Origin of the sequence: Exiguobacterium artemiae 255-15, from assembly GCF_000019905.1 — a bacterium.
Classification (GTDB): domain Bacteria; phylum Bacillota; class Bacilli; order Exiguobacteriales; family Exiguobacteriaceae; genus Exiguobacterium_A; species Exiguobacterium_A artemiae.
The window spans coordinates 2,528,969-2,553,659 of the sequence record NC_010556.1; the positions used below are offsets into that span (position 1 = coordinate 2,528,969).

Consider the following 24,691-nt stretch of genomic DNA (forward strand, 5'->3'; position numbering starts at 1 on the left):
TTTTTTATGAGGAGGTTCTACCCCGTGAGTCTTTCCAAGACACTTTTACGAATGGCACGATTCGGCAGTTCAGTTTTACCAAAACCCAAAAAGACGATTTCACGTCGCGCTAAGTTTAAACAAACGCTACAACTCAGTTCAACATTTCAAGAACATATTTTGAGTGGACGTTTGTCTGATCCTTCAGTGAATGTTGAGTCTCTGATCATTCGTGATAATCGATTGAATGAAGTAGTTCAATTACAAAATACCCATCCGACAGGTGATGGCCAGTTCTCTTTCTCTCTAACACATGATATCTTGCCTGCTCTCGTTGAACAGGTATTAGAAAACAAACTGTTAGCGGAGCAAGAACAACTGTCTCTTGAAGAAGATACGAAAGAGGCTATCTCGATCTTGGAGGCAGATGCTTCGGAAGATTTAGCAGAAACTGATTCAGAATCCGAAACGGACTTGCCGACCGGTCGATTTTCTTTTTGGTTGAAGTTTTCAAAAAACCTCGAAGATTTTCGTCCAACGACGCTCAAAAAATGGGAAACAAAAGGATTACCGAGTCGTTCTTCGATTAACGGTGGACTGTTTACCCGCGAAATTATCTTAGGACGTTTTCTCGAGACTCGAATTTCTTCTCCTTTAAAGCCGTTGATTGATTCAGAATTTCAAAATTCGGCTCATATCTACACGGATTTAAAAGGGAATTTAAGATTACTGTTAAACAAAGAACCTAAAGTTAAACCGAAGATGCAAATCGATTCCATCGAGCGTCCTGTTGCGAATCAAACTGAAATTAAAGGGAAAATCTTTACCCGCCATGCTTTTATTCAAAAAGGAACATTGCAACTGGTCCACCGGGAAACAGGAGAACAAGTTGCAGTCCCGATCGATTGGATGTATGACAATGCCAAAAGTGCTGAGAAATTCGGACTTTACCGGTATACCTATCGAGCACTGATTGATTGGACAGATATTTACCATCAGCAACAACTTTTAAAAGAAGGCGTATATGATACATTCGTCTCGCTCGAATACTATCATCGTTCAGAGACTACATTGCTCCGTCTCGGTCGTGCTCGTTACATCACCCGCCAATTGATTTCAGAAACAAAAGCCCGAAGCGATCGACACACGATGCTCATCAATCCTTACTTTACGATCGGACATCGAAATCTCTCGTTCGAAATGACGGAATTCACGAATGAAAACTATGATTATCTGAATCATATGATGAAATTCGCACCGGTTTACCGGTTGTTTGCTGAAAAGAATACATGGATTGTCGGAGAACGTCCTTATAAGGCACAGGATAACGGTTATCACTTCTTCAAATATATGCGCGATACCTATCCTGACCGTCCTGTTTATTATGTCATTGACGAAAATTCGCCGGAATTTGAGAAAGTAAATCAACTGGGACATGCCTTACCGTTTAAATCCAAAGAACATATCTATCACACGCTTATGGCGAAAAAAGTGATTGGTACGCACCATGGAGATTATTTATATCCTGTTCGTTCAAAACGTTTTGATCACAAGATGAACGCAGAACATGTTTTCCTCCAACACGGTGTACTCGGAACGAAGAATTTAGAAAATCATTACGGCAAGCATTCACCGTCGTTCCATACTGATTTGTTTTTCGTCAGTTCCGAACGTGAAAAACGTGTCGTTACAGAAGATATGGGTTATCCGGAACATGAAGTTCGAGTCACTGGACTGGCACGTTTCGATACCTTGCTCGCAAAGGATTGCGAAGTAAAACGTCAAATTTTAATTATTCCTACATGGCGTACCTGGTTACAGACACCGCTCCAATTCTTTGAATCTGAGTACTACGAGCAGTACCGGACCCTGTTATCGAGCGAAAGACTCCATCAGTTCGCTTCGGCTCATGACATGGAAATTATTTTTTGTCTGCACCCGAACATGCAACAATATTCGAGTCATTTCGAAGACTTGCCGATTACGGTCATCAATCAGGGAGAACGTGATGTTCAGGATCTAATGAAAGAAAGTATGCTGATGATTACAGATTATTCAAGCGTTGCTTTTGACTTCAGCTTCTTGAAACGACCTGTTTTCTATTTCCAGTTTGACAGTCGACGTTTCATTGGACCTAAAGGATCCCATTACGATCTGGAAAAAGAATTACCGGGTCCAATCTCCAAAACACCGGATGAAGTACTGGATCAATTGGAACTTTCCGCTGCACGTCAGTTCCAAATGGAAGATGAGTATGAAAAGCGAGCGGATATTTTCTTGAGACCGGTCAATTCATCCTATGCAGAAACGATTTACCAAAACATTACTGATTTTAAAAAGCAAACCAGCTGGTTAGAACGTTTAGAGACGAGTGAAGCTGCGAATATTCTATACCGCTTGTATAGAAAAAATCGTTACTACTTCCCGTCGATGAAGCTGGCCTATCGTCTCATGCAAAAACTGCCGGTCGATCCGAAACTCGTTGTGTTTGAGAGCGGACTCGGGAAACAGTATTCCGACAGCCCGCGTTATATCTATGAAGAGTTAAAACGGCGTAACCTCGATTACAAAGTCGTCTGGGTCTACAATAAGCGGCTTTACCTCGGGGATCCGAATGCCAAAGTCATCAAGCGTCTGTCTCCTGCTTACTTCTATTACTTGGCGACGGCGAAGTTCTGGGTCAACAACCAAAACTTCCCGCATTACTTCACACGCCGGAAAGAGACAACGTACATTCAGACGTGGCACGGGACACCACTTAAAAAGATGTTGTTCGATTTGGACGAGATTCACGGACGGGACGAAGGGTATGTCGACCGGGTCACGAACTCGATCAAACAATGGAGCGTCCTGTTGTCTCCAAGTGCTTACGCCTCGACGATCTTTAAAAGTGCTTTCCGGTATGATGGACCGATTTTAGAATCCGGTTATCCGCGGAATGATCTGTTCTTCTCGAACAATCAGCCGAAGACCATCGAGAGTATCCGGACGAAACTGCAATTGTCGGATGAGAAGAAAGTCATTTTGTATGCACCGACGTTCCGCGATCATCAGTCGCTCGGAAACGGAAAGTTCTTCTTTGACTATCCGTTCGATTTCGACCGTGTCGCGGAAGCACTCGGTGACGAATACGTCTTCCTGATCCGGACGCACGTTCTTGTGACGAAGAAACCTCGGATTCCTGCTGAACACCGGGAACGTTTCATCGATGTCACGAGTTATCCGGATATTCAGGAACTCTACTTGATCACGGATTTATTGATTACCGACTATTCGTCCGTGTTCTTTGATTTCGCGAATATGAACCGCCCGATGTTCTTTTATGCGTACGATCTCGATTTATACCGCGATACATTACGCGGCTTCTATCTTGACTACTACAAGGACTTGCCGGGACCGATTCTCGAGACCGAAGATGCTTTCGTTGAAGCCTTGGCCAACATTCCGCAGTTGACGAGCGACTACCGGTCACGACTCGATGCTTTCCGGGAATCCTATTGTGCGATGGAAGACGGGTCGGCGGCATCACGTGTCGTTGACACCTACTTTGCAGAAGATACACTTGAAATGACCGAGCAGTCGGACGGCAGTTATTCCGTCTAAGAGCTTATGTTTTTAAGATTCCTTCCACACGGTGGAAGGAATCTTTTTTTGGGGTCTGACGAACAACCGTCGGCTTCAGCCAATTGCTTTTTGATTTGATTTCCAATTAATGTTACTCTAAATTAGAATTTCAAAAATATTATTCTCTGTAAAAAATAATGTGTCATTTCAATTAGGAGGGATGGTTCATGGAACGTTGTTCACTTTGCGGAACACCGTTGGAAACAGAAGCGACAGCATGTTCCTACTGCAAACATCCTGTCCTCAAAAAACGGCAATTCGATGAAGAATCATCTGTCACACCCGTCAAGTCCAACCGTTACGTCCTATCTTTTATTATCGTTTTTGCGATTGCAGTCGGAGCGATCGGGACATGGTACGCTTTAACGCAAACCGACTCGACCCACACGACGCTTGCTGCACCCGTCCAGGCCCTGTCCCTGTCGGACTGGTCTGACGAGACCTCTGCTTACAATCAAACTTATTCGTCGGAAAGTCCTCCGGCCTCTTACGATATCCTGAAGTTCGTCCGCCAATATACACAAACGGTTCCGGAAACGGCCAATTATTCCAAAACGACGGATACGCTGGAAACATTCTCCGCGATCCAGTTCGCGACCTTGGATGTCTTCCAGTCAGAAGTCGATGCCTTACGGACGATTCATGCCGCTTCCGACAGCCCGGTTCCGCCGCGCCTCCAAACCGTTGATTTTAAACGGTTCGTCTCAAAAGGGGATTCTTATCAGGTCAGAACGGTCGAAACCTATCAACTGCCTGTCAATCAACAGCTCGTCACGTATGATGTCCGCTATAATGTCCGGTTACATACGGATCATCTGCAAATCATCCACATCGTCCGGACGGAGGTGGACGCATGAGAATTGTCATTCTGCTTCTGTTCTGTAGTCTATTGATGGGATGTTCGCAGGAACCGTCGCGTATCCAGGACGAGCTGGACCTCGGACAATATACGCAGGCGGTTGATCAATCGTCCCGTAAAGATCCGATGCATGATGCGGCTCAGTTGATGGTGCGGCTCGAAACGCAGTTCGCGAGTTACCGTTTTGAAGACAGCATCACTACTGCAAGAACGATTGAAAAGTTACCATTGCCTCAGGATAATCCGATCCGCCTGCGTGCGAAGTCGATTCAGCTGAGTGCTGAAGCGATGCTCGATCGTTTGAAACAGGCAGCGGGTACTTATCAAATCGAGCGCAGCATTCTCGATAATGGGCAGGAAGAAACAACCTTCCCGGCCACGGGTCAACTCAACATCTCGTTCGGTAAACCGCACACGTTGCTTGCGACGGTTCAGTATCAGCACTTCGGAATGCCCGATGCTCCGCGGAGTGATACGGAGACAGTCCGCTTCGAACCGGATTTATCAGCCCGCCTCGCCCTCTCCGAATGGCTCGTCAGTTATGTCTTCAGCCGCGCGGGTCTGACCTTAACTTTCGAAGGTCCGGGCGGAAAACGGATCTATCAATTAAAAAAAGTCGATTAACACAAAAAAGCGACCGCGTTCTCTCGATGATCGAAGAGGACACGGTCGTTTTTTCTGTCTCAACTGCCTTACAGTGCGTCCAACCGTTTCACGATTTCCGCACAAAGCTCATGGGTTGCCAAGCTGTCTTTTCCCGTGACGGACGCTGACGGATGACCATGGACGGTCTCAATGAAGGCATCGACCATCTCGACGAATCCGCGGCGTTGCAGGGTCGGTTCCCAGTTATCGAGCGGCAGGCGTAACGTACCGGCTTTCGTTAACCGTTCCACAGACGTCACATCTGTCGCAATCCGTTTTTCATTTGGTCCCATCACTTCGACACGTTCTTCCGTCACGCCATTGTTCCGGTTCATGATACCGATCGCCGTGATGCCGTTCGATTCGAATTGAATCGTCACGTGATGCAGCAATCCGTCGACTTTCTTACCCCGGACTTGCAACTGTTCGATTTCACCTCGACCGGTCAAGAAACGCAGGGTATCCGCGACATGGATGAAATCATCCAAGATGAATGTCTTGGCATCTTCGATGAAGGATGTCCGGTTTTTTTGCATGACGACCAGATTCGGTTCTTCGACTTCAAGTAATGCCCGGTGTGCTGATGCAAACCGGCGATTGAAGCCGGTGATGAAATGCAGTCCTTGTTCTTCCGCCTGTTCTGTTAAGGCCCGGACTTCCTCGACTTCGAGTGAGACCGGTTTATCAATGTAAAGATGGACGCCGGCTGCAAGCAGTTGCTTCGCCTGTTCCGCGTGGACTTTCGTCGCTGAGTGAATCATCGCGACTTGAATCCCTTCCCGAATGACATCATCCAGTGAAGACAACGTCCCGGCAAACCGGTAAGCGTTCCGCAACCGTTCTGCCTTGTCCTGATCCGTCGAAACGAGATAGACTTCTAAGTCTGTCCGCTCCGCATAGACTGGTAAATACGCCTTTTGGGCGATATCCCCTAAACCAATTATTGCAATCTTCATCTGATTTCCTCCTTGAACACGTCTTTTGCTCTCATTCCCTATGTTAGCCGGTTTCATGCCGTTCGTGTAGTGAAAGTATTTTTTTAAAAAAGAAGATAATTTCCTTTTTTTGTTTTATGATAAGAACATATTTTGCAAAAGGAGGGAATGAGTTTTTTTATGAAATCATTATTCAGGATTGGTTTGACACTCGTCCTGCTTCTTACCTTATGTCTCCCGACCCTGCCTGCTCAAGCAGCAAGCTATCAGGTCATCGTCACGTCGACGATTGGGGCAAACATCCGGTCGAAGCCAAGCACAAGTTCATCTGCAACCATTACCCGTCGTGCCCCGTACAAAGCTAAGTTTACCGCTGTGTCTTATTCGAACGGTTGGTACAAGATCAAGGACGGAGGCGCCTATCGTTACCTGTCGAATCAGGTCGCGAAAAAAGTCGGATCCAGCTCCGTCAAGACATATAAGATTATCGTTTACTCGACGGCAGGCGCGAATGTCCGGACGTCACCAAGTACGGCCTCTTCTAAAAATATCAAACGGCATGCTACATATAAATCAAAGTTCAACGCTGTTTCCTATTCGAATGGCTGGTATAAGGTCAAAGGAAAAACGAACTACTATTATGTCTCGAACCAGGTTGCGAAAAAGCTGACGACAAGTTCGCCGGCTCCGGCAAGCGGCAGCTATCCGGTCGCATCGATGCGTTACTTCAAACTCGGTTCGTCCGGCTATGAACTGACGAAAGAAAGTTTTGCCCGCCGTTATCCGGCCAGTACGACGAAGTTACTGACGGCAATCGTCGCTTATGACGCGGCGGCACAAAAAGGAACGCTCGATCAGACCTTTACGTTGACGTACTCGATGTTAGCCGTTCCCTCCGGCAGCAGCACCGCCGGTTTCCGTTCAGGTGACAAAGTCACGATGCGCCAACTGTTAAACGGGATGTTGATCCGCTCCGGCAACGATGCTGCGAAAGCGATTGCCGTTCGGACTGCCGGTTCGGAATCGAAGTTCGTTTCGCTCATGAACAGCCGTGCGAGCCGCATCGGTATGTCGGCCAGTCATTTCATGAATCCGCACGGCTTCTATCATCCAAGCCACTATACGACGGCAGCGGATATGCAGAAGCTTGCCAATACGTATGCGAATTACAGTTATCTGATGACGGTCAGCGGACGTAAATCGTTCCAGACGACCGTCAAAGGACCTTATGCCCGGACGTTGACGTGGTATCATACGAACACGTCACTTCCAGGCGACACACGTGTTTATGCGAGCAAGACCGGTTATACGCCGGAATCTGCCTATACACGCGTCTTCTTCATCAAAAAAGGATCGACACGTTACGGTCTCGTTACGTTAAAAGGAACACTTCCGCAAACCGAAACGACATTACGTTCCGTCCTCAACCGTTAAGACCAGACTCTCGGATTCGCTTTCTGCTGAAAGTGATATCCGGAGTCTTTTTTTGTTATTTCCACCTGAAAAATTTCACTTGCAATGGAAGCGAATTCATCATATGGTGGAAGTAACAATCAGACGTCTGACGTCTTAATGGAGGAATTCACGTGGGAAATGTAAGTTTGTTATTCGGAGGCGTCGCCCTCTTTTTAAATAGTCTGTCGCTGTTCGGGAAAGTCGATTTGAAGAGCGCCGGTCTTTTTAGTTTGTTGACCGGTTTATTGCAGACCTTCATCGCGACTTGGCTCGTCATCGGGGCAGCCGGTGATCCGGCGCTGACGTTCGGGTATGCGAGCATCTATTTATTCGCCTTTACGTACCTGTATGTCGGCATCACGTTTTTGTTTGGTCTCGACGGCAGCGGTGTCGGCTGGTTCTCATTGTTCGTCGCCATCTCTGCGCTGTTTTATGCCGGTGTCAGCTTCAGTACCGGTGACATCATCGGCGGTGCGACGTGGTTATTCTGGGTCATCCTCTGGGGACTGTTTTTCCTCGGGATGGGATTGAATATGAGCCTCGATGCGCTGACGGCTCGTGTCGCGATCGTCCTCAGCTGGTTGACGTTGATCGTGCCTGCCCTCGTCGGTCTCCGGTTCGGGACGACAGGTGCCAACTACCAGCTCATCTGGAGTGCAGCCGCCATCATGACGGTCTTATATTTCATCTATGCGGCTGTGAAGTTTCTCCCTGTCCGTACAATCGTCCGTTCAAAAAACTAAAAAGCTTCGTTTATTCCGACTCAGACGTCAAGAGGCTGACTCAAAAGTCAAATTCTACAAAGAGAAGGGTGGCAGAATTGGAATCTGCCACCCTTTTCGCGTAAAAAAAGAAACACTCTTTTCACGCGACTCCTACAGGAAAAAGCGCATGTTGCGCTGTCAGAGACAAATAAGACCCGGGTTTTTGCCTGATTCAGGCAGGAAAACTGGTGTATGTCTCGCCTGAGGAAAAGGCGTGAAAGAATGAGTGTTTCTTTTTTGAGTCAGCTCCTTTTCTCGCCTAACAAGAATTACGCTTTTCTCAGTTGCTGAACCATCACTTCAGTTCCTTTTTCAACTCGGTCTGGACCTGTTTCAGCGAAGCCGCTGTCGGATGCCAGTAGTAGATGTGATCCGATTCGATGCCGCCACTTCCTTCAAGAGACAAGGTCTCGACCTGTTTCAGACTGTCCCGGTAATCGGTCGCAAGCTTCCGGACGACCGGGAACGGAATATCGGTTTTGACGTTTTGACCGAGTGCCGTCAACACATCGTTAAAGCGTGTCAAAGAAAAATCATCCGTCAGTTTATCCACGACGGCCTGGACGACCTGCCGTTGCCGGATTTGCCGTCCGAAGTCGCCCCGCGGATCGTCATGACGCATCCGGGCGTAGGCCAGCGCTTCCTTCGCGTTCAACGAGACTTGACCTTTCGGGAACTGCATCTCGTAGTAAGAGAAATCAATATCATTTTCAACCGTCACCCCGTCGACGGCATCGACTAAATCGGTGAACCCTTTCAGATTGATTTCGGCGAAGTAGTCGATATTCAGGTCCAATAAATGCTCGACCGTATCCCGTGCCATTTCCGGACCTCCGAAAGCATAGGCATGATTGATTTTGTCGTTCGAACCGACGCCGATGATTTCTGTCTTCAAGTCGCGGGGAATGCTGAGCATCTTGCTTTCTCCGGTTGCCGGATTAACCGTGACGACGATGATCGTATCACTCCGCCCGGCTTCGTTCCCCCGCTGATCGACACCGAGTAATAAAAACGACAATGCCTTTTGCTGATTGGCCGGTTTGCTCTTCGAGGTTTTTGCCGGTTGGGACGGCGGCGTCGCCTCGACATGTGCCGGATCCGTCACCTCCGCCTGCTTGCCCGTCTGGTGATCCGCCTGTTGGATGTACCCACCTGATCCGAAAAAAACGAGTAACCCGATACCAACCACTGTTATGATCAGCCACGTCCATTTTTTCATCACGATATCCCCTTTTCTTTCGGATCAAGTCGATTTACGATTGCTCGTCGGAGACGATCATCACCGCATTGCTCCAACTGCCGAACAAGGCTGTGATGACACCGATGCTCGGTGCCTCCCGTCCCTCACTGAATCGCTGATAATGAGCAATCGTCAAGCCATCCATTTCAGCTGCCGCTTCCCGTAAAATGCGTAACACTTCCTCTTCTGTCCAGCGTTTGCGTGGTTGTTCAATCCCGATGATTTCCAGGGCATTGCTCCACGATCCGTAACGTCTCGCAATCGTCGCCACCGTCGGCCGGTTTTTGCCCGCTGCCCATTTCGTATAAGTCTGGCTCGTCAGGACGGATAACGTCTCTTGTGCTTCGAGTAACGATTCGATGATCCGGCGCTCCATCTCCTGCACCCGTTCCTTTAAGATCTCTGCTTCCGATAATGCCTGCTGCCACGAGTTGAATTGATGGACGATATCGGTCAAGCTCGGCGCCTGATGTTGCTGAGCCCATTCACGATATGTCGCACTTGTGAATGGTTCCAGTTCCTCCTTCGCGGCCCGTAAGGCCTCGATGATATCCGACTTGGTGAAGGCTACCCGGACGGTACCGATGCCGGCCCGTTCGAGAGCGATCTGCCATGATCCGAATAAAATCAGGATTTCCGCGACGCTTGGATACTGGGTATTCAGTTGCCAGCGAAAGTAGGTATTTGCCGTCAGTTCATTTTTCCCGTTCGCAGCGAGACGGAGTGCTTCAATCGCTTCCTCCAAATCGCTCATCACGATGTCTCCCTCCCACACATTCATAACTGAACATTTCGTCGAACATCTTCAACGAGTCCTTGGCGAACAAAACGAATGACGAGTGCCTGATCCGTAAAGCTCATTTGTGAAGCGGACGGTAAACAGATTCCTTCCTCGAACAGACGACGGCTGACATCTTCTTCATTCGCCGTGATGTAAGGTACATCCCGGTAAACAGGTTGCAAGTGCATCGGTTTCCAGGCCGGACGCGCCTCGATGTTTTTTTGCTTCAACTGCTGAATCAACGCATCCCGTTGCTGCATGCCGCCCGGTAATGTCAGTGCCGTCAGCCAACGGTTCGCGCGGCTTCCTTCGATTTCCTGCTGGTAATGTGACGCGTCGACCGTCTCAAAGGCCCGGACATACCGTTCGAAAATGGTCCGCCGTGCTTCGACCCGCTCTTCAATCACTTCCAGCTGGCCGCGTCCGATTCCGGCAGAGACATTGCTCATCCGGTAATTGAAGCCGACTTCCGTATGCTCATAATGTAAGACGGGCTGACGGGCTTGTGTCGCGAGATAAAAGGCCCGTTCGATCAAGCGGGTGTCATTTGAGACCAACATACCCCCGCCCGACGTCGTGATGATTTTATTGCCGTTAAACGAATAGATACCGAATGTTCCGAACGTGCCTGTCATCCGACCGTTGATCGTCGATCCGAGTGATTCTGCCGCGTCCTCGATCAGCGGTACATCATACTCCTCACAGATGGCGGCAATCTCTTCGACCTTCGCGACAACGCCGTACAGATGGACGACGATGACGGCTTTCGGCAGGCGTCCCCGGGTCGCGGCTTGAATCATCGCCCGTCGCAGTGCTGCCGGTGACATGTTCCACGTCTCCGGTTCGGAATCAATCAAAACCGGCCGTGCACCGACATAACGGATCGGATTTGTCGAAGCGATGAAAGTCAACGACTGACAGAAGACATCATCTCCGGCCGTCACGCCGAGTGTCGCCAGTGCCAAATGGATGGCGGCTGTCCCGCTGCTCGTCGCGAGTGTCGCAGCGGAACCGCTGTATGTTTTCATTGCTGCTTCGAAGGCTTCGACATTCGGACCGAGCGGCGCAACCCAGTTCGTTTCCAAGGCTTCCGTGACATAACGCATTTCCTGACCACTGAGATGTGGGATCGATAACGGGATGTGTTTCATGATGACTGCTCCCCCCTTGGTGACAGTTGGCGGACAGGTGTCCGGTAGGCCGGAAACCAGTCCTGTGACGACAGGACGTTGTGTGCGAAGTGCTGTTCGGATAGTTGACGGTACAGTAAAGGGTGAAGCACCGATGTGCCGAGCGTGAATGAGGTCTGACGATTGCTGAAGGAACGTTTGTAGGCGAGCAGGCTGTCGTCTTCGTTTCGTGTCGTTCCGCCTCCGAGATGCAGGGCTGTTTTTCCGAGTGCTTTGGCACGGCGGATCATTTCCGCAAACAGAAGATGATTCGGGCGGGCGGACAGTTCTGCCGGATCGGATGCGCCGAGATGATAGTGCGCAAACTGTTGACCGTAGAGAACGATACAGCCGGCGATGATTTTCCCTTCCCGTTCGGCGACCAGCAACTCCGCCGGCAGCCGCCCGTCATGAAACTGGCGAAAGTAGTGATCGGTAAAGTAATAGCGGGCATCCGCCTGATGTTTGTCCATCGTCAGCCGGTAAAGCCGGATGAACTTGGCATACTCCTCCTGTCCGGCGACCCGGACCGTCACGTCTTCCCGCACGGCTTTTCTGATGTTGCGCCGTGTCATCGAAGAGAACTGACTTTCAATCGCCTCGAACGGTTCGCTCAACGCGACCGTCACCGTCTGCTGCAGGACAGTCGTCGTTTCACACCAGCTTCGCCCGAGCTCATCATTTTCAAGAAGCGGATGAAACCGGATCGTTTCGCTGACAATCCGTTCCGCCTGACAATACTCGAGAAAGTGCCGCCGGATGTCTTTGATTTGATCGCTCGACCAAAGTCCGACGAAGACCGGTCCGCCGTATCCGTATGGCGTCGTCAAATCCTGAAGCGGTGTCCCGGAGATCCGGCGTTTCAAGTACGGATAAATCAGAATCCCGAACTCCGAAGGATGAACGTACATCTCCGGCACGGCTTCCGGTTCTTGGGCCAGTTTAAAGTAAGCGTACTCATAATAACAATCGAGTCCGTACCGGGCGACGAGCGCATCCCATTCCAACGGATCGTGAATCAGCCGTTCATTGCTTAGCGACATCATGAGGGACACCCCCGTCAAGGCCTTTAAATTCGCCCATGCCTGTTTGGTGATCGGTCGAGTTCCCTTCTGAAGAAATGACAATCTTCACGGTTTTCCACAAGATGTATAGATCGAGTCGGAATGTATGATTCGCAGCATACCACTGATCCTGTTCCAACCGTTGCTGCCACGTCGTTGCATTTCGTCCGTGGATTTGGGCCCAGCCGGTCAGACCGGGCAGAACGTCATGCCGGGTCATCTGTTCTTTCGTGTAATGATTCAAATAGCTGACGAGCAACGGACGTGGTCCGACGAAACTCATCTGCCCCCGCAGGATATTAAAGAACTGGGGAATTTCATCGAGACTCAGACGGCGGATCCATTCAACCGACTTTGGAATCCGGTCGGCGTCCGGCAACAGCTTTCCGTCCGCATCGGTTTCGTTCGACATCGTCCGGAACTTATAGATCTTAAACAGTTCACCTTTATACCCCGGACGGACTTGATTGAAGAAAAGCGGCCGTCCGAGCTTCGTGTAGATTAATACGGCGACGAAGGCGTAGACCGGCAACAGGACGATGATGGCGAGTAGACTGACAGTGAAATCGAATGTCCGTTTCATGATGACGTCCTCCTTCTCATAAGTTCGAAAAGAGATTGAGTTGCCGCTTGATGACATCTGCTTCGTTAAAGTGTTTCATCGCCCGTTCGAATCCGGCCCGCCCCATCTCGGACGCGACGTCCGGCTGTTCGACCAGTTCGAGCATCCGTCGGGCCAGTTGTGTTTCGTCCTGTACTTCGACCAGGTAACCGGTTTTTCCGTCGACCACTTCTTCCCGACAGCCCCGGATATTCGTCGCAATGACCGGTTTCGCCGTCGCCATCGCTTCGATGATCGAACGGGGAACACCTTCCCGATGCGACGGTAATACGAACGCATCGACTTGATGCAACAGTTCCGGTACATCTTCGACGAAACCGAGATAATCGATGTTCGGGATTTCCCGGATCCGTTTCCTGAACGTATGCTTCGTCGTCTGATCGCGTTCGCTTTCCATCATCTCACCGGCAATCATCAGCCGGACGTCCGGTTGGACCGAGACGACCTGCTCGAAAGCGGTCAGCAGTTCGAGAATTCCTTTCTCTTCAACAATCCGGCCGATGAATAAAAACGTGAATGGTCCGGTCGTTTGGCGAGGTCGGGGATAGAACCGGGTCAAGTCAATCCCGTTCCCGAGATGCATCAGACGGGTCGTATTTTTAAATCGTTTCCGGTTCGCCAGTTCGTAGTCTTCCTGACTTTGGAGCAACAGATAATCCGTCGCGAACCGTGCCAGCCATTTCTCAACGGAATACGTCAGCTGATACGTGACACGTCCCATCTTTTCGTGAAAATAAAAACCGTGTGCCGTATAGACGATGTGTTTCGTTCCCGCCCGCTTCGCCGCGACCCGGCCAAGGGCCGCCGCGACCGGTGTGTGCACGTGCACGGCATCATACTGTTCGTCTTTTAAAATCTGGACGATCGAGCGAATCGTCTTCCAGTTACTCGTCCAGTCGATTTTCCGTTCGATCGGAATGTCATGCATCGTAAATCCTTGGGCAGCGAGTTTCGATGCCGCCCCGGTGTCGGCACAGGCAATCCCGACTTCGTGTCCGGCATTTTGCAAGGCTAGCAGCAACGGTTGCAACATCGTCTCGGCCGTCGTATCGAGGGCGCAGACCTGAAGGATTTTTAAAGTCGCCATAAATGCACCCCTTCCGGTTTTTCTGACGGCGTCAACATCCCTTTGATATCGATGACGATGCCGCGACCGACTTTGAGCAGGTGTTGCGCAAGCAGCCAGTTGCCTTCGACGTACTCTTCATGCGAGACGGCGAAGATGACGACATCGGCTGGTTTTAAGTCTGCTAAATCGACTAAATCGATGCCGTACTCGCGTTTCGCGTCCCCTTTTTCGACGAGACGATCCGTCACCTGGACTTCAATTCCGAACTCTTCGATTTCCTTGACGAGGTTCGCAACTTTCGAGTTCCGGATATCGCTGACGTTTTCCTTGAATGACAGACCAAGCACCGTCACTCGTGCACCAAGAACCGGCATGTTTTGTTTAATCAGATTCTTGACGAGCGACGTGGCGATGAACCGTCCCATCGTGTCGTTGATCCGCCGTCCGGCGAGGATGACTTCCGGATGATAACCGAGTGATTCTGCCTTCATCGTCAAGTAGAACGGGTCGACACCGATGCAATGACCACCGACGAGTCCCGGACGGAACGGTAAGAAGTTCCATTTTGTTCCGGCAGCCTCGAGGACCTCGAGCGTATCGATGTTCATCCGGTCGAAGATGATCGCCAGTTCGTTCATCAAGGCGATGTTCAGGTCGCGTTGTGTATTCTCGATGATTTTAGCGGCTTCGGCGACTTTGATCGAAGATGCCCGGTGGACGCCGGCTTCGACGACCGCTTCGTAGACTTCAGCGACGATATCAAGTGTTTCTTGATTTTGGGCCGAGACGATTTTTTTGATCGTTTTAAATGTATGCTCATGATCGCCGGGATTGATCCGTTCCGGCGAGTAGCCGACGAAGAAGTCGACCCCGGCCTGCAGACCCGATGCTTCTTCGAGGACCGGGATACAATCTTCCTCCGTCGCTCCCGGGTAGACCGTCGACTCGTAGACGACGATATCCCCTTTGTTCAACTGGCGTCCGACGAGTTGCGACGCACGGAGGAGCGGCGTCAAATCCGGCTGATTTTGCGCATTGATCGGTGTCGGAACAGCGATGATGATGAAGTCGCTTGCTCCGAGTGCCGCTGCGTCGGTGACGTATTCGACGTCGGCATTCTTAAGAACGAATGGACTAAGTTCAAGCGTCGCATCGATGCCCTCTTTCAGTTCGGCAACCCGCTGTTCTTTGATGTCAAAGCCGACGACTTCCGTTTTTTCACCAAAGGCGACAGCGACGGGAAGCCCGACATATCCTAGACCGACGACGGCAATCGAACGGTTGGCGATGGGGAGTGATCGTGTTTGGGCTGCTGTCGTATCTACGATGTGTTTGACTGCCTTGTTCATGATGGATTCCTCCTATTTCATCGACTGTTTGACGATCAGTGTTTTTCCATTCGGCTCCTGCTTCATCTGCTGGACCGGCTCGAGCGTGACTTTCATCGAGGATCCAAGGAGTTTCTGCATCTCCCGCAAGAGGATTTTTTCATGTTTCGGTACGAATCGTTGCTCGTCGGGAATGTAGCGCAGTGTTACATGATTCAGCTCATGTTGTTCGACCTGCAGGCGTAGAACCGAGTTCGGCAGTTCCCGGGCAATCGTCGTGATGTCGCCTTCAAAAACCTTGCCGCGTTTCTCACTGACGATATAACTCGTTCCCCGGCCGTCAATCGACTCGATGACCGGACCGTTCAGTCCGCAGGTGCAAGCCTCTTGTCCGAGTGTCATCCGGTCGCCGATCCGGTACCGGACGAGCGGTGTACCGCGGGTCGTAAAACATGTGACGACGACTTCGCCTCCATCTCCGTACGGTTCGATGATGCCCGTCTCATGATGGAGATGAAGTTTGCGTTCCCGGCATTCCGAGATGATCGGTGCCCCTTCCGACGAACCGTATTGGTCAAAAACTGGCGCTTGAAACGCCTCTTCGAGTAAGCGCCGCATTTCCGGCGTCACCGTTTCCGATGTCGGGAAAATCGCAACCAAGGGAAAGTCGAGCCGTAACTCATGTTTCAGAAGATATAAAGCAATTTCCAGCATCGCGGTTGGTGTCCCATCGAGTGCCGCCGGCCGAAACCGGTTCAACTCTTCGATATAAGCCGGAAAATTTTCTTCTTTCATATGAAAGATGGATAATAACAATTGATTGAGTGGCCGGTTCTTCCGCCAAAAGATCGGTTTTTTCTGATTGATCGCGGTTAACGTCCGCCCGGTGAAGCTCGCGCGTCGCATCCCGGAACGAAACCCGTGCAACTCTTTAAAGTAATCAAGATGCGCCATCCGTTCCTGGACGTCTTCCCGCATGAAGGCGACTTGGAGCGATTTCCCGCTCGTCCCGCCGGTCCGGCCGCGTACCGGCGCATCGACTTCTGACATGAAGGCTTCGTTTTGTTGCCGTAACGTTTCTTTTTCAAGGATCGGAATCGTCTGTAGCTGGTCGAGTGACGTAAAAGGAAGACGGATGTCGTGCTCCTGAAACAGCTTCCGGTAATATGGTGTGTGTTCCTGGATGAACAGGAGAAACGTATTCAACCGTTCGAGCTGTTCGATGCGGTAATCGACGGTCCGGTCTTTGACCCGTAACTCCTGAAGTTTTTTCTCATATCCCGGACCGTACCGTTCCTGCATCAGCTTTTTTCCATACATCGATGTCAAAATATTCTGAATAAATATCGGGGAGTTGTAGTAAATCTCTTCTTTAAGCGCCATCCTGGACTTCCTCCTTCAGCCGGTAATGCTGTTCGTACCAGTCGATGAATGCATGGACACCTGCTTCAATGGTCGTTTGCGGTCGGTAACCAATCGTCTCGAACAACGATTCAACATCAGCAAAACTTTCAGGAACGTCTCCCGCTTGCAGCGGCATTTCATGTTTGATCGCTTTTTTACCAAGCCGCTCTTCAATCAGGGAGACGAATTCGTTCAGCCGGATCGGACTGTGACTGCCGATGTTAAAGACACGGTATGGAACATTACTCCGGTCGGGCAACGGATTTTCCTGATCAAATGCCGGGTCGGCGGCGGGTTCTGTCTGCATCAGCCGGTAAATGCTTTCGATGATGTCGTCGACGTAAGTGAAGTCCCGCCCCATCTCTCCGTAGTTGTAAAGATCAATCGGCTGTCCGTTTGCGATTGCTTCCGTGAACTTGAACAAGGCCATATCCGGTCGTCCCCACGGTCCATAGACACTGAAGAACCGGAGACCGGTCGTCTTGATGCCGTACAGGCTGCTGTATGTGTGCGCCATCAGCTCATTCGCTTTTTTCGAAGCCGCATAAAGGCTGAGCGGATGATCGACGGCGTCCGTCGTCGCGAACGGCATCTTCGTATTCGATCCGTAGACGGAACTCGAAGAAGCATAAATCAATTGTTCAACCGGATGATGCCGGCAGGCTTCGAGGATCGACAGGAATCCGACGATGTTCGATGTGATGTAGACATCGGGACGATCAATGCTGTACCGGACACCGGCTTGGGCGGCTAAATGGAGCACGAGGTCAATTTGTTCCGTCTCGAAGATCCGGTTGATCGCCGTCGCATCTTCGAGTGACACCCGGTAAAACGTATACCGATTCGGATCCAGTTCCATCAAGCGGGCTTCTTTTAATGTCGGATCATAATAATCGTTGACTTCATCCAGCCCGATGACCCGGTACCCTTCCGCCATAAAGCGACGTGCCGCATGAAATCCAATGAATCCTGCAATCCCGGTAATTAAAATCGTCTTATTCTGCACGTTTCTCAACCTCCTCGAAGTGGTGGAGCACTTGATAGCGGATGTAATGAATTGATGTATAAGCAATCAGCAGCATCGGAAACAGTTTATACCGGTGGCGGATCGCTGTTCCGACATTCCCTGTCCCGAGACCGAAGATGACGGCGTTGACGATGAAGAGAATCAGCATGAACAGCAGCACACTTCCGAGCGAATGTTGTTTTAAATACTTCAGATGCATCAGGGTCAAGACGGCTAACAGGAGATAAAAAGCCGCATCGGCGAAGAAAATCGCGATGTTCATCACACTCGACCATTGCCATGGAAACGGCGAGAACAGGAAGTAAATCATCCGCAACGGTGCGTACAGGACCATATCCGACGGTCCGGTCACCGACAGCCCGTTCAAGTAAGCCGACCCTCCGCGGTCATAACTCATTCCGCTGAACAGCTGACCATTTTCCGAGACGTGGGTGAACTTCGCGAACAGCACGTCCTGGAAGCTGTAGACGATGAACCCGACGATAACGACTTGGACCAGCAACCGCTGTACTTTCGAAGCTTCAAAATCCATCCGTTGCGTCTCGTGATTATAAAAGGAGAAGTAGATGAGGAGGACCAGAATCCCGATTGCGAGACCCGAATGAAACATCGTACTGATCAAATAACCGAGATAGGCGAAAGTCAGACTCGCCACCGATTTATCAAGCGTCCAGCGCACCATGTAGTAGAGCGTATAGACGATTCCGAGTGCGACGAGCTGATCGCGTAAGAGGATCGGTGATAACAACAGGCCCTGGGCAAAGAAGGCAAACACACCGGTTGCGATAAGGACGTAATGCATCGGCAGTTTCAAAAGCAGCAACGTTTTCGACAGGATGACGATCGAGACGACGCCGAGAATGACATTGAAGTACTGGGCGAGCATCCGCTCCGGACCAAACGCAAGATAAAAGATTCCTAAAAATTTGGAGTAACTTCCCCGGACGACTTCGTTGAACATCGTCGGGTCGGTATAAATCAGCAGTCCTTCGAGATGAAACGCTTCCGTATCGTCACCGCTGTGCGGCGGGAGCCGAAACAGTTCCAAATCAACCAGCATCAATGTCAGCCGGATCAGGAACGCCGTCACGAAAATCAGGAACAACGGTGTCGTCTCGGCTTGCCGGAGAAGATAAAACATCAGCAAGACCGAGTTGATGGCAAGAACAGTTGCGACGTAACCTTCAGAAGTCAAAAAGAGCGGTCGGACCAATTGGCTGAGCAAGGCTTCGAGAACGACGACAATCAGAATCGGCCGCATGCTTTTCCCTCCTTTAGCTGCTTTGTTCAATTGCCAGTGTCAGTTTTCGTGGATAAAGCGAACGATAAAGGGCCGGAATCAACAGCCCGATTTGGGTGACGGCACATAATCCGTAAGCTGTCGTCGCTCCGTATAAACCGTACATCGGAATCAGGATGCTGCAGGCGACGATATTGACGATGACACTGCCGAAGATGGCAATCGTCTGAACCCGGAATTGTTGAAATCCGGTCAACAAGGCTTGGATGACGGTCGAATTATAAAAGAAGAGCGAGGCGACCATCATCAGGACGAAAATCGTATGGTACTGGACAAACGAGGCGTTGTAGAAAATCGTCAAGCCCCACTTGCCGAAGAAAATCGACCCGATGATCAACAGGATACCGACCGCATTCGTCATGAGCAGCATCGACCGGGTCAGCTTCCGCAATTCCGGTAAGCTTTGCCGCTCTCCGCTGTCGGAAGAGAAGTTCGGTAGTAACACGGCGACAAGGGAATGAATGAACAGGCTGCCAAGAACCAGGAGATACGCGATGCTCGCATAATAACCGAGTTCTTCCGTTCCGATCGCATGTCCGACGAACAGGCGGGGAATGTTGGCATTGAGAGCGATCAATAAGGCGACAAATCCGAGCGGGACTGCTTTAAAGAACAATTGCCGTCCCGTTTGATACCGTTCACTCATCTGCTGGTTATCAAATCCGTGACCGACACGCCGGACGGTCGGTAAATCGTAAAGGATCAACATGATCAGGTTTCCGGCGACGAGTGCTAAGACGAAGCCGTGAATCGAATGGGTCGTAAAAAGAATCAAGGCTGCCCCGGAGACGTTGACGAGACTGCGGAAAATCTTGGATAAGGCGACTTCCTTGAACGCCATATGCCCTTGAAGAAATCCGTAGGCAAGATCAGCGAAGGATTCCATATACTTGTTCAGGTAAACGAGTAACGTCAGCCAGAGGATATCGGCTTCCCCAAAGAAATAATAGACGCCGAGCAGGACGAAGACTCCGACCGATAATAAGGAAAAGCGGGTCTTGATGAACAGGTTGAAGTTTTTTAAGCCTGACCGTTCTGCCGTCAGGATCGTGCTGGCATTTAACCAACAAAACATGACGATCGGTGCCGTTAAGGCGAGCGCGTAATTGAAGTAACCGATGTTGAGCGGTGTGCTCCACTTGATCAGCAGCGTCAAAATCATCCACTGATGGAGGGAATAGGCCGTATCTGCAATGAAAATCAGATTAAATCGTGACAGTTGCCGAACAGATTTCATCTCGTCTCCCCCTCATTCGCGGGCGATCCGAATCGCCGGTGGAATCGTCTCCGGCATCATGTCGGTCCGGTTCGTCGCTTCAAGTAAATACATCCGTAACGCCTGTTCATCATCCAGCGTCAAGGCGATGTTCCGTAAATAAGGATCAATGGATCCGAACGGTCGTGTTTTCCCGACAAGAATCTTGTCAAAGACCCGTTCTTCATGTACTTCTTCCGTCGCGAGCAACTCTTCGTATAACTTTTCACCTTTTCGGATGCCGCTGTAGACGATTGGAATCTGTTGTTCGGTAAAGCCGCTTAAATGAATCAGGTTCCGGGCGAGCGTCGTGATGTTGACGGGTTCGCCCATGTCGAGGACGAAGACTTCTCCCCCTTCCGCGAGGACACTCGCTTGAATGACGAGCCGGCTCGCTTCCGGAATCGTCATGAAATACCGCGTCATGGCCGGGTCCGTCACCGTAATCGGACCGCCTTTCGCAATCTGGTCCTTAAAGAGCGGGATGACGGAACCCCTGCTCCCTAACACGTTGCCGAACCGGACGACAGCGAACGTCGTCTCACTGTTGCGGGCAATCTGCTGGATGACCATCTCGGCAATTCGTTTCGTCGCTCCCATCACACTGGTCGGATTGACCGCCTTATCGGTTGAAATCATGACGAATCGGTTGACTCCGGCCGCTTCTGCCGCAAGAGCGACATTCCGCGTCCCGTAGATGTTATTTTTGACTGCTTCGCTTGGATTGTCTTCCATCAACGGCACATGTTTGTGTGCTGCCGCGTGGTAGACGAGATCCGGTTTAAACCGTTCCATCACATCCATCATCCGGTCCGCATCCTGGACATCGGCGATGACGGAATGGAGCGTGATTCCTTCTGTGACGGCTTCCAGTTCACGTCGGATCAGATAAATGCTGTTTTCGCCGTGACCGAGTAAAATCAGATGATCCGGTTTGAACTTAATCAGCTGTCGGCAAATCTCGGAGCCGATTGATCCCCCGGCTCCGGTAACGAGCACCGTTGCTTGACTGACACTCTTTTCAATCTCCGTGATATCCAGTTCAACCGGTTCCCGGCCGAGCAGGTCAGCGATTGATACTTCGCGCATCTGATTGACGGAGACCTTGCCGGAAGCCAGTTCGACAAGCATCGGTAATGTATGGGCTTCGACTTTCGTCTGTTTGATCCGGTTCAGTAAAGCAACCCGGTCCGGATAGGCAAGTGACGGAATGGCCAGGACGACAGCTTCAATTTTATGTTCTTCAATGATACATTCGAGTTGATCAATCGTTCCGATGACGGGGACACCGTGAATCATCATTCCTTTCAGTTCCGTCAAGTCATCGAGCAACCCGACGACGTTCAGAATATGGGCTTTTTTCTGTTTCAGCTCTTTTGTGATCATCTGCCCCGAGGCACCGGCACCGATGATTAACGTCCGTTTCCCGAGCGTCCGGTTTTCCCGTTTCAGCTCGAGACTTCGTCCGCGGATCAACAGTCGGACGAACAAGATGCCATTCAGGACTAAACCGGTCTGAAGGAAGACGGCACGCTCGACGGCAAAATCGAACAGAGCGTACTCGAGTCCGAGAAGAACGAAGCTGCTCGCAACAACGACGACGAGCAGTACGCCTAAATCACGCAGGCTGGCATACCGCCAGATGATTTGGTAAAAACGCATCCAGTGGGCGACGAGTGTCAAGGCGACCCATTGAATCAAAGCGATTTCGATAGCATCCATCAGTTCAAAGTTGGCCGTGAGGTTCAGCGGATTAAAAAAGTAAAAGGTCACGACCGTCGCAGCAATGATGATCGAGGCATCGATCAGTCGCAATAGACCGATCTTCATATGCCGGCGATATTGCTGGAATGGCGGGGCTTGCATGAGCGGCTCCTCCTTTCTCAAATCAAGAACGACTGGGATGACTGACAGCTTGCGGGTAAGAGGTTTCTTTCGTTTCTTCAGCGACTGACTTTTTTCCGAGTGCCCGGGAGTAGACGATCAGTAAGCCGAAGAGAAGTCCGAGGATGCCGCCGATTGCGGTATTCATCAGAATGTTCGGCGAGACCGGTTCTGTCGGAATCCGGGCTGTCGAGAATACTTCGGTGCTGCTCGTTTTGATCAGTTGCGGAACATAATCCTGGAAGACTTCCGTCATCGTATTCGCCTGGATCGCTGCCTGCTCCGCCGACCGATCTGTGACCGACAAGGCGATAACTTGCGAATCGAGATTACTGGCGACGGTCAGACGATTCGTCAAATCGAAAATCCGCTTATCCGTGACGTCCATTTTTTGAGCAACCTGATCGATGACTTCCGGGCTTCTTAAAATATCTTGGTAGGTACTGACAAGCGTCGTCGTTGAAGTCGTTTCCGCATTTTGTTGCGGGACAACCAGGATATAGGCAGTCGCTTCATACGTCGGTGGAATCACATAGGTGCTGACGGCATATCCGGCACCCGCTAAGAGCAGTGTCAGTAAGCAGAGTACCCACCACCCTTTCTTTAATGTCATCAGATGGTCACCGAATGTCTTTTTTTGATGGATGGAATTCACATGGTTCACCTCTTTCTCGCTACCTGACATGTTGGATGGACACTGGTTATGGTTACACCTTATTTCCAAACGACTGCCAAAACAATTAGAGCTTGGTGGAAATGATTATATTTTTTTGAGGAGTCATCATGTTTGCGTGTCGTTAGTTCATCGAAAAAGATTGATTCACAAAAAAAAGACGATTCACAAAAAAATGATCGCCGTTGTTTCAAAATCATCCGTGAAAACTGCATGAATTTTAGTAAATGAAGGGTAAATACCAATTTGATGATTAAAATACTGAAAATTCGGTAATAAGTCCTATATGAAGGGTGGATAGATACTAGTAATGATGTTAAAATCAGACAATATACCTGAATCGATTGGCTTATTCCTCCTGACTCTCTGGGTCCTGATCGATTTATGGACACGTCCTCTCACCTTCACGGACGAAGTCCTGCCGAGTCATTGGAACATCTGGATTGCTCTGATCTATCTGATCCTGTTCGCTGGTCTTTATCTTGTTACCCGTCCCTTGTATTTTCCGCCACGCGCCTTGACCCAACGACTTGTCACTTCGTTTTTACTTTATCTCACGTTTCACGCTATCATTTTCTTTTTTCGTCCAGCTGTCGATTCTTCGCTTGCCCTACTCCATCTGTTTACGACATGGCTTTTCGTCATCATCGTTCTATCACTGACGCTTCAACCTTTCATCCGTTGGTTTCAGCTGTTGAACCTCATCCTTCTCTATCAGGCCTTCTGTCTCGCTGTTTATGCATTCATCGTCTCATTCGGAAAACAATACGTTCCGATCGAGAACATTCAGACGCTGCAACTTGGTCCCGTGTCCTTATCCCAACTTTATGTCGGTGAGCAAGGCAGTTTTCTCCGGTCAGCCAGTCTGACCAATAATCCGAATACGTTGGCGGCATGGCTCGTTCCCGGCGGTCTCATCGCCTGGATGTCTGTCCTGCAGTCGATTGCTCGCCGGAGTCTCCGGTCATTCGTTCTGTTCGGGATGATCCTGCTTGTGATTTTCATCGGTCTGGTCCTCAGTGCTTCACAGACCGGTCTCTACTCGTTTTGTCTGCTTGCGCTGTTGACGACGATCTTATTGATCCCGGCCCATCGGTTGCGTTATCAGGTGACGGGGCTTTATCTGATTGGTGCCGCGATTCTCATCGGCTCACTGTCCCTCAACCAGCCGTTATTCGTAAAGTTGATCAGCCTCAACGGACGGAGTGAGTTATGGCAAGCCGGCCTGACCGCTTCTCTCGACCGGTTTTGGTTCGGACACGGAATCGGCTCCGCTGTGATCGGCCTTGAACAACAACTCGGACCGAGTACACTGTATACGTTTCACAGTACGCCTATTGTCTATCTGTATGAACTGGGATTTTTCGGACTGTTGCTATATGCCGGATCTTTTCTGTTGATCCTCATCCGGTTCATTCAGGATTACCGTCACGACGATCCGTTATCGATCAGCTTGTTGTTGCTTAGTCTTTGGTTACTGTTGCTTCAGTTCACGGAAAGTGTTTTGATTCGACCGAGCGGATTTTATTTCATCTGGCTCAGTCTTTTGATTTATGCGACCCGGCGTCAGACGACCTCACAAGAAAGTACCCACACCTAGACGAACACCTACAC

20 protein-coding genes are annotated in these 24,691 nt (G+C 50.2%); 6 read left to right on the forward strand and 14 right to left on the reverse strand.

Going from position 1 to position 24,691, the window contains the following annotated elements:
- Positions 1–24: 24 nt before the first annotated feature.
- The 3 genes from EXIG_RS13010 (at position 25) to EXIG_RS13025 (ending at position 5,086) form a co-directional block, all read left to right on the forward strand.
- Positions 25–3,582, forward strand: a complete 3,558-nt coding sequence (locus tag EXIG_RS13010) for a CDP-glycerol glycerophosphotransferase family protein (protein WP_012371422.1) — start codon at positions 25–27, stop codon at positions 3,580–3,582.
- Between the two features lie 188 nt (positions 3,583–3,770).
- Complete coding sequence (locus EXIG_RS15630) at positions 3,771–4,460, forward strand: zinc ribbon domain-containing protein (protein ID WP_012371423.1); 690 nt, start codon at positions 3,771–3,773, stop codon at positions 4,458–4,460.
- A complete protein-coding gene (locus EXIG_RS13025; RefSeq protein ID WP_012371424.1) occupies positions 4,457–5,086 on the forward strand; it encodes a hypothetical protein in 630 nt (209 codons plus the stop codon). Before EXIG_RS15630 ends, EXIG_RS13025 begins: the two co-directional genes overlap by 4 nt.
- A gap of 68 nt (positions 5,087–5,154) precedes the next feature.
- Here the strand turns inward: EXIG_RS13025 and EXIG_RS13030 are convergent, their stop codons facing one another.
- A complete protein-coding gene (locus EXIG_RS13030) occupies positions 5,155–6,063 on the reverse strand; it encodes a Gfo/Idh/MocA family protein (RefSeq protein ID WP_012371425.1) in 909 nt (302 codons plus the stop codon).
- 159 nt (positions 6,064–6,222) lie between these two features.
- Between EXIG_RS13030 and EXIG_RS13035 the strand changes: the two genes are divergently transcribed.
- Together EXIG_RS13035 and EXIG_RS13040 are read left to right on the forward strand one after the other, a co-directional pair.
- Entirely contained in the window at positions 6,223–7,476 is a 1,254-nt protein-coding gene (locus EXIG_RS13035; RefSeq protein WP_148206637.1) for an SH3 domain-containing protein, read from the forward strand.
- A gap of 152 nt (positions 7,477–7,628) precedes the next feature.
- Positions 7,629–8,240, forward strand: coding sequence for an AmiS/UreI family transporter (locus tag EXIG_RS13040; protein ID WP_012371427.1), 612 nt, complete (start codon positions 7,629–7,631; stop codon positions 8,238–8,240).
- Between the two features lie 316 nt (positions 8,241–8,556).
- Here the strand turns inward: EXIG_RS13040 and EXIG_RS13045 are convergent, their stop codons facing one another.
- The 13 genes from EXIG_RS13045 to EXIG_RS13105 are packed head-to-tail and all read right to left on the reverse strand — an operon-like array spanning position 8,557 to position 23,059.
- A complete protein-coding gene (locus EXIG_RS13045) occupies positions 8,557–9,480 on the reverse strand; it encodes an LCP family glycopolymer transferase (protein WP_012371428.1) in 924 nt (307 codons plus the stop codon).
- 34 nt (positions 9,481–9,514) lie between these two features.
- On the reverse strand, positions 9,515–10,255 hold the full coding sequence (locus EXIG_RS13050; RefSeq protein ID WP_012371429.1) for a hypothetical protein: 741 nt from the start codon (positions 10,253–10,255) through the stop codon (positions 9,515–9,517).
- Between the two features lie 23 nt (positions 10,256–10,278).
- A complete protein-coding gene (locus EXIG_RS13055) occupies positions 10,279–11,433 on the reverse strand; it encodes an aminotransferase class I/II-fold pyridoxal phosphate-dependent enzyme (RefSeq protein WP_012371430.1) in 1,155 nt (384 codons plus the stop codon).
- Positions 11,430–12,497 (reverse strand): lipid II:glycine glycyltransferase FemX, encoded by a 1,068-nt coding sequence (locus tag EXIG_RS13060; protein ID WP_012371431.1) that lies wholly within the window; start codon positions 12,495–12,497, stop codon positions 11,430–11,432. The genes EXIG_RS13055 and EXIG_RS13060 overlap by 4 nt, the downstream gene beginning before the upstream one ends.
- Positions 12,478–13,098 carry a sugar transferase gene (locus EXIG_RS13065; protein ID WP_012371432.1) on the reverse strand — a complete coding sequence of 207 codons (621 nt, stop codon included), beginning with the start codon at positions 13,096–13,098 and terminating at the stop codon, positions 12,478–12,480. Before EXIG_RS13065 ends, EXIG_RS13060 begins: the two co-directional genes overlap by 20 nt.
- A 16-nt stretch (positions 13,099–13,114) precedes the next feature.
- Entirely contained in the window at positions 13,115–14,224 is a 1,110-nt protein-coding gene (locus EXIG_RS13070) for a glycosyltransferase family 4 protein (protein ID WP_012371433.1), read from the reverse strand.
- Positions 14,212–15,555 (reverse strand): nucleotide sugar dehydrogenase, encoded by a 1,344-nt coding sequence (locus tag EXIG_RS13075; protein WP_012371434.1) that lies wholly within the window; start codon positions 15,553–15,555, stop codon positions 14,212–14,214. Before EXIG_RS13075 ends, EXIG_RS13070 begins: the two co-directional genes overlap by 13 nt.
- Positions 15,556–15,567: 12 nt before the next feature.
- Positions 15,568–16,917 carry a phenylacetate--CoA ligase family protein gene (locus EXIG_RS13080; protein WP_012371435.1) on the reverse strand — a complete coding sequence of 450 codons (1,350 nt, stop codon included), beginning with the start codon at positions 16,915–16,917 and terminating at the stop codon, positions 15,568–15,570.
- A complete protein-coding gene (locus EXIG_RS13085) occupies positions 16,907–17,944 on the reverse strand; it encodes an NAD-dependent epimerase (RefSeq protein WP_012371436.1) in 1,038 nt (345 codons plus the stop codon). Before EXIG_RS13085 ends, EXIG_RS13080 begins: the two co-directional genes overlap by 11 nt.
- Positions 17,934–19,226, reverse strand: a complete 1,293-nt coding sequence (locus tag EXIG_RS13090) for a hypothetical protein (RefSeq protein ID WP_012371437.1) — start codon at positions 19,224–19,226, stop codon at positions 17,934–17,936. The genes EXIG_RS13085 and EXIG_RS13090 overlap by 11 nt, the downstream gene beginning before the upstream one ends.
- A gap of 13 nt (positions 19,227–19,239) precedes the next feature.
- Positions 19,240–20,502, reverse strand: coding sequence for an oligosaccharide flippase family protein (locus EXIG_RS13095; protein WP_012371438.1), 1,263 nt, complete (start codon positions 20,500–20,502; stop codon positions 19,240–19,242).
- A gap of 12 nt (positions 20,503–20,514) precedes the next feature.
- Complete coding sequence (locus tag EXIG_RS13100; RefSeq protein WP_012371439.1) at positions 20,515–22,386, reverse strand: polysaccharide biosynthesis protein; 1,872 nt, start codon at positions 22,384–22,386, stop codon at positions 20,515–20,517.
- 22 nt (positions 22,387–22,408) lie between these two features.
- The gene (locus EXIG_RS13105; RefSeq protein ID WP_012371440.1) at positions 22,409–23,059 is read right to left on the reverse strand and encodes a YveK family protein; all 651 of its coding nucleotides are present in this window, start codon (positions 23,057–23,059) and stop codon (positions 22,409–22,411) included.
- Positions 23,060–23,387: 328 nt separating this feature from the next.
- Between EXIG_RS13105 and EXIG_RS13110 the strand changes: the two genes are divergently transcribed.
- Positions 23,388–24,677, forward strand: coding sequence for an O-antigen ligase family protein (locus EXIG_RS13110; protein WP_012371441.1), 1,290 nt, complete (start codon positions 23,388–23,390; stop codon positions 24,675–24,677).
- The last annotated feature ends 14 nt before the right edge of the window (positions 24,678–24,691 follow it).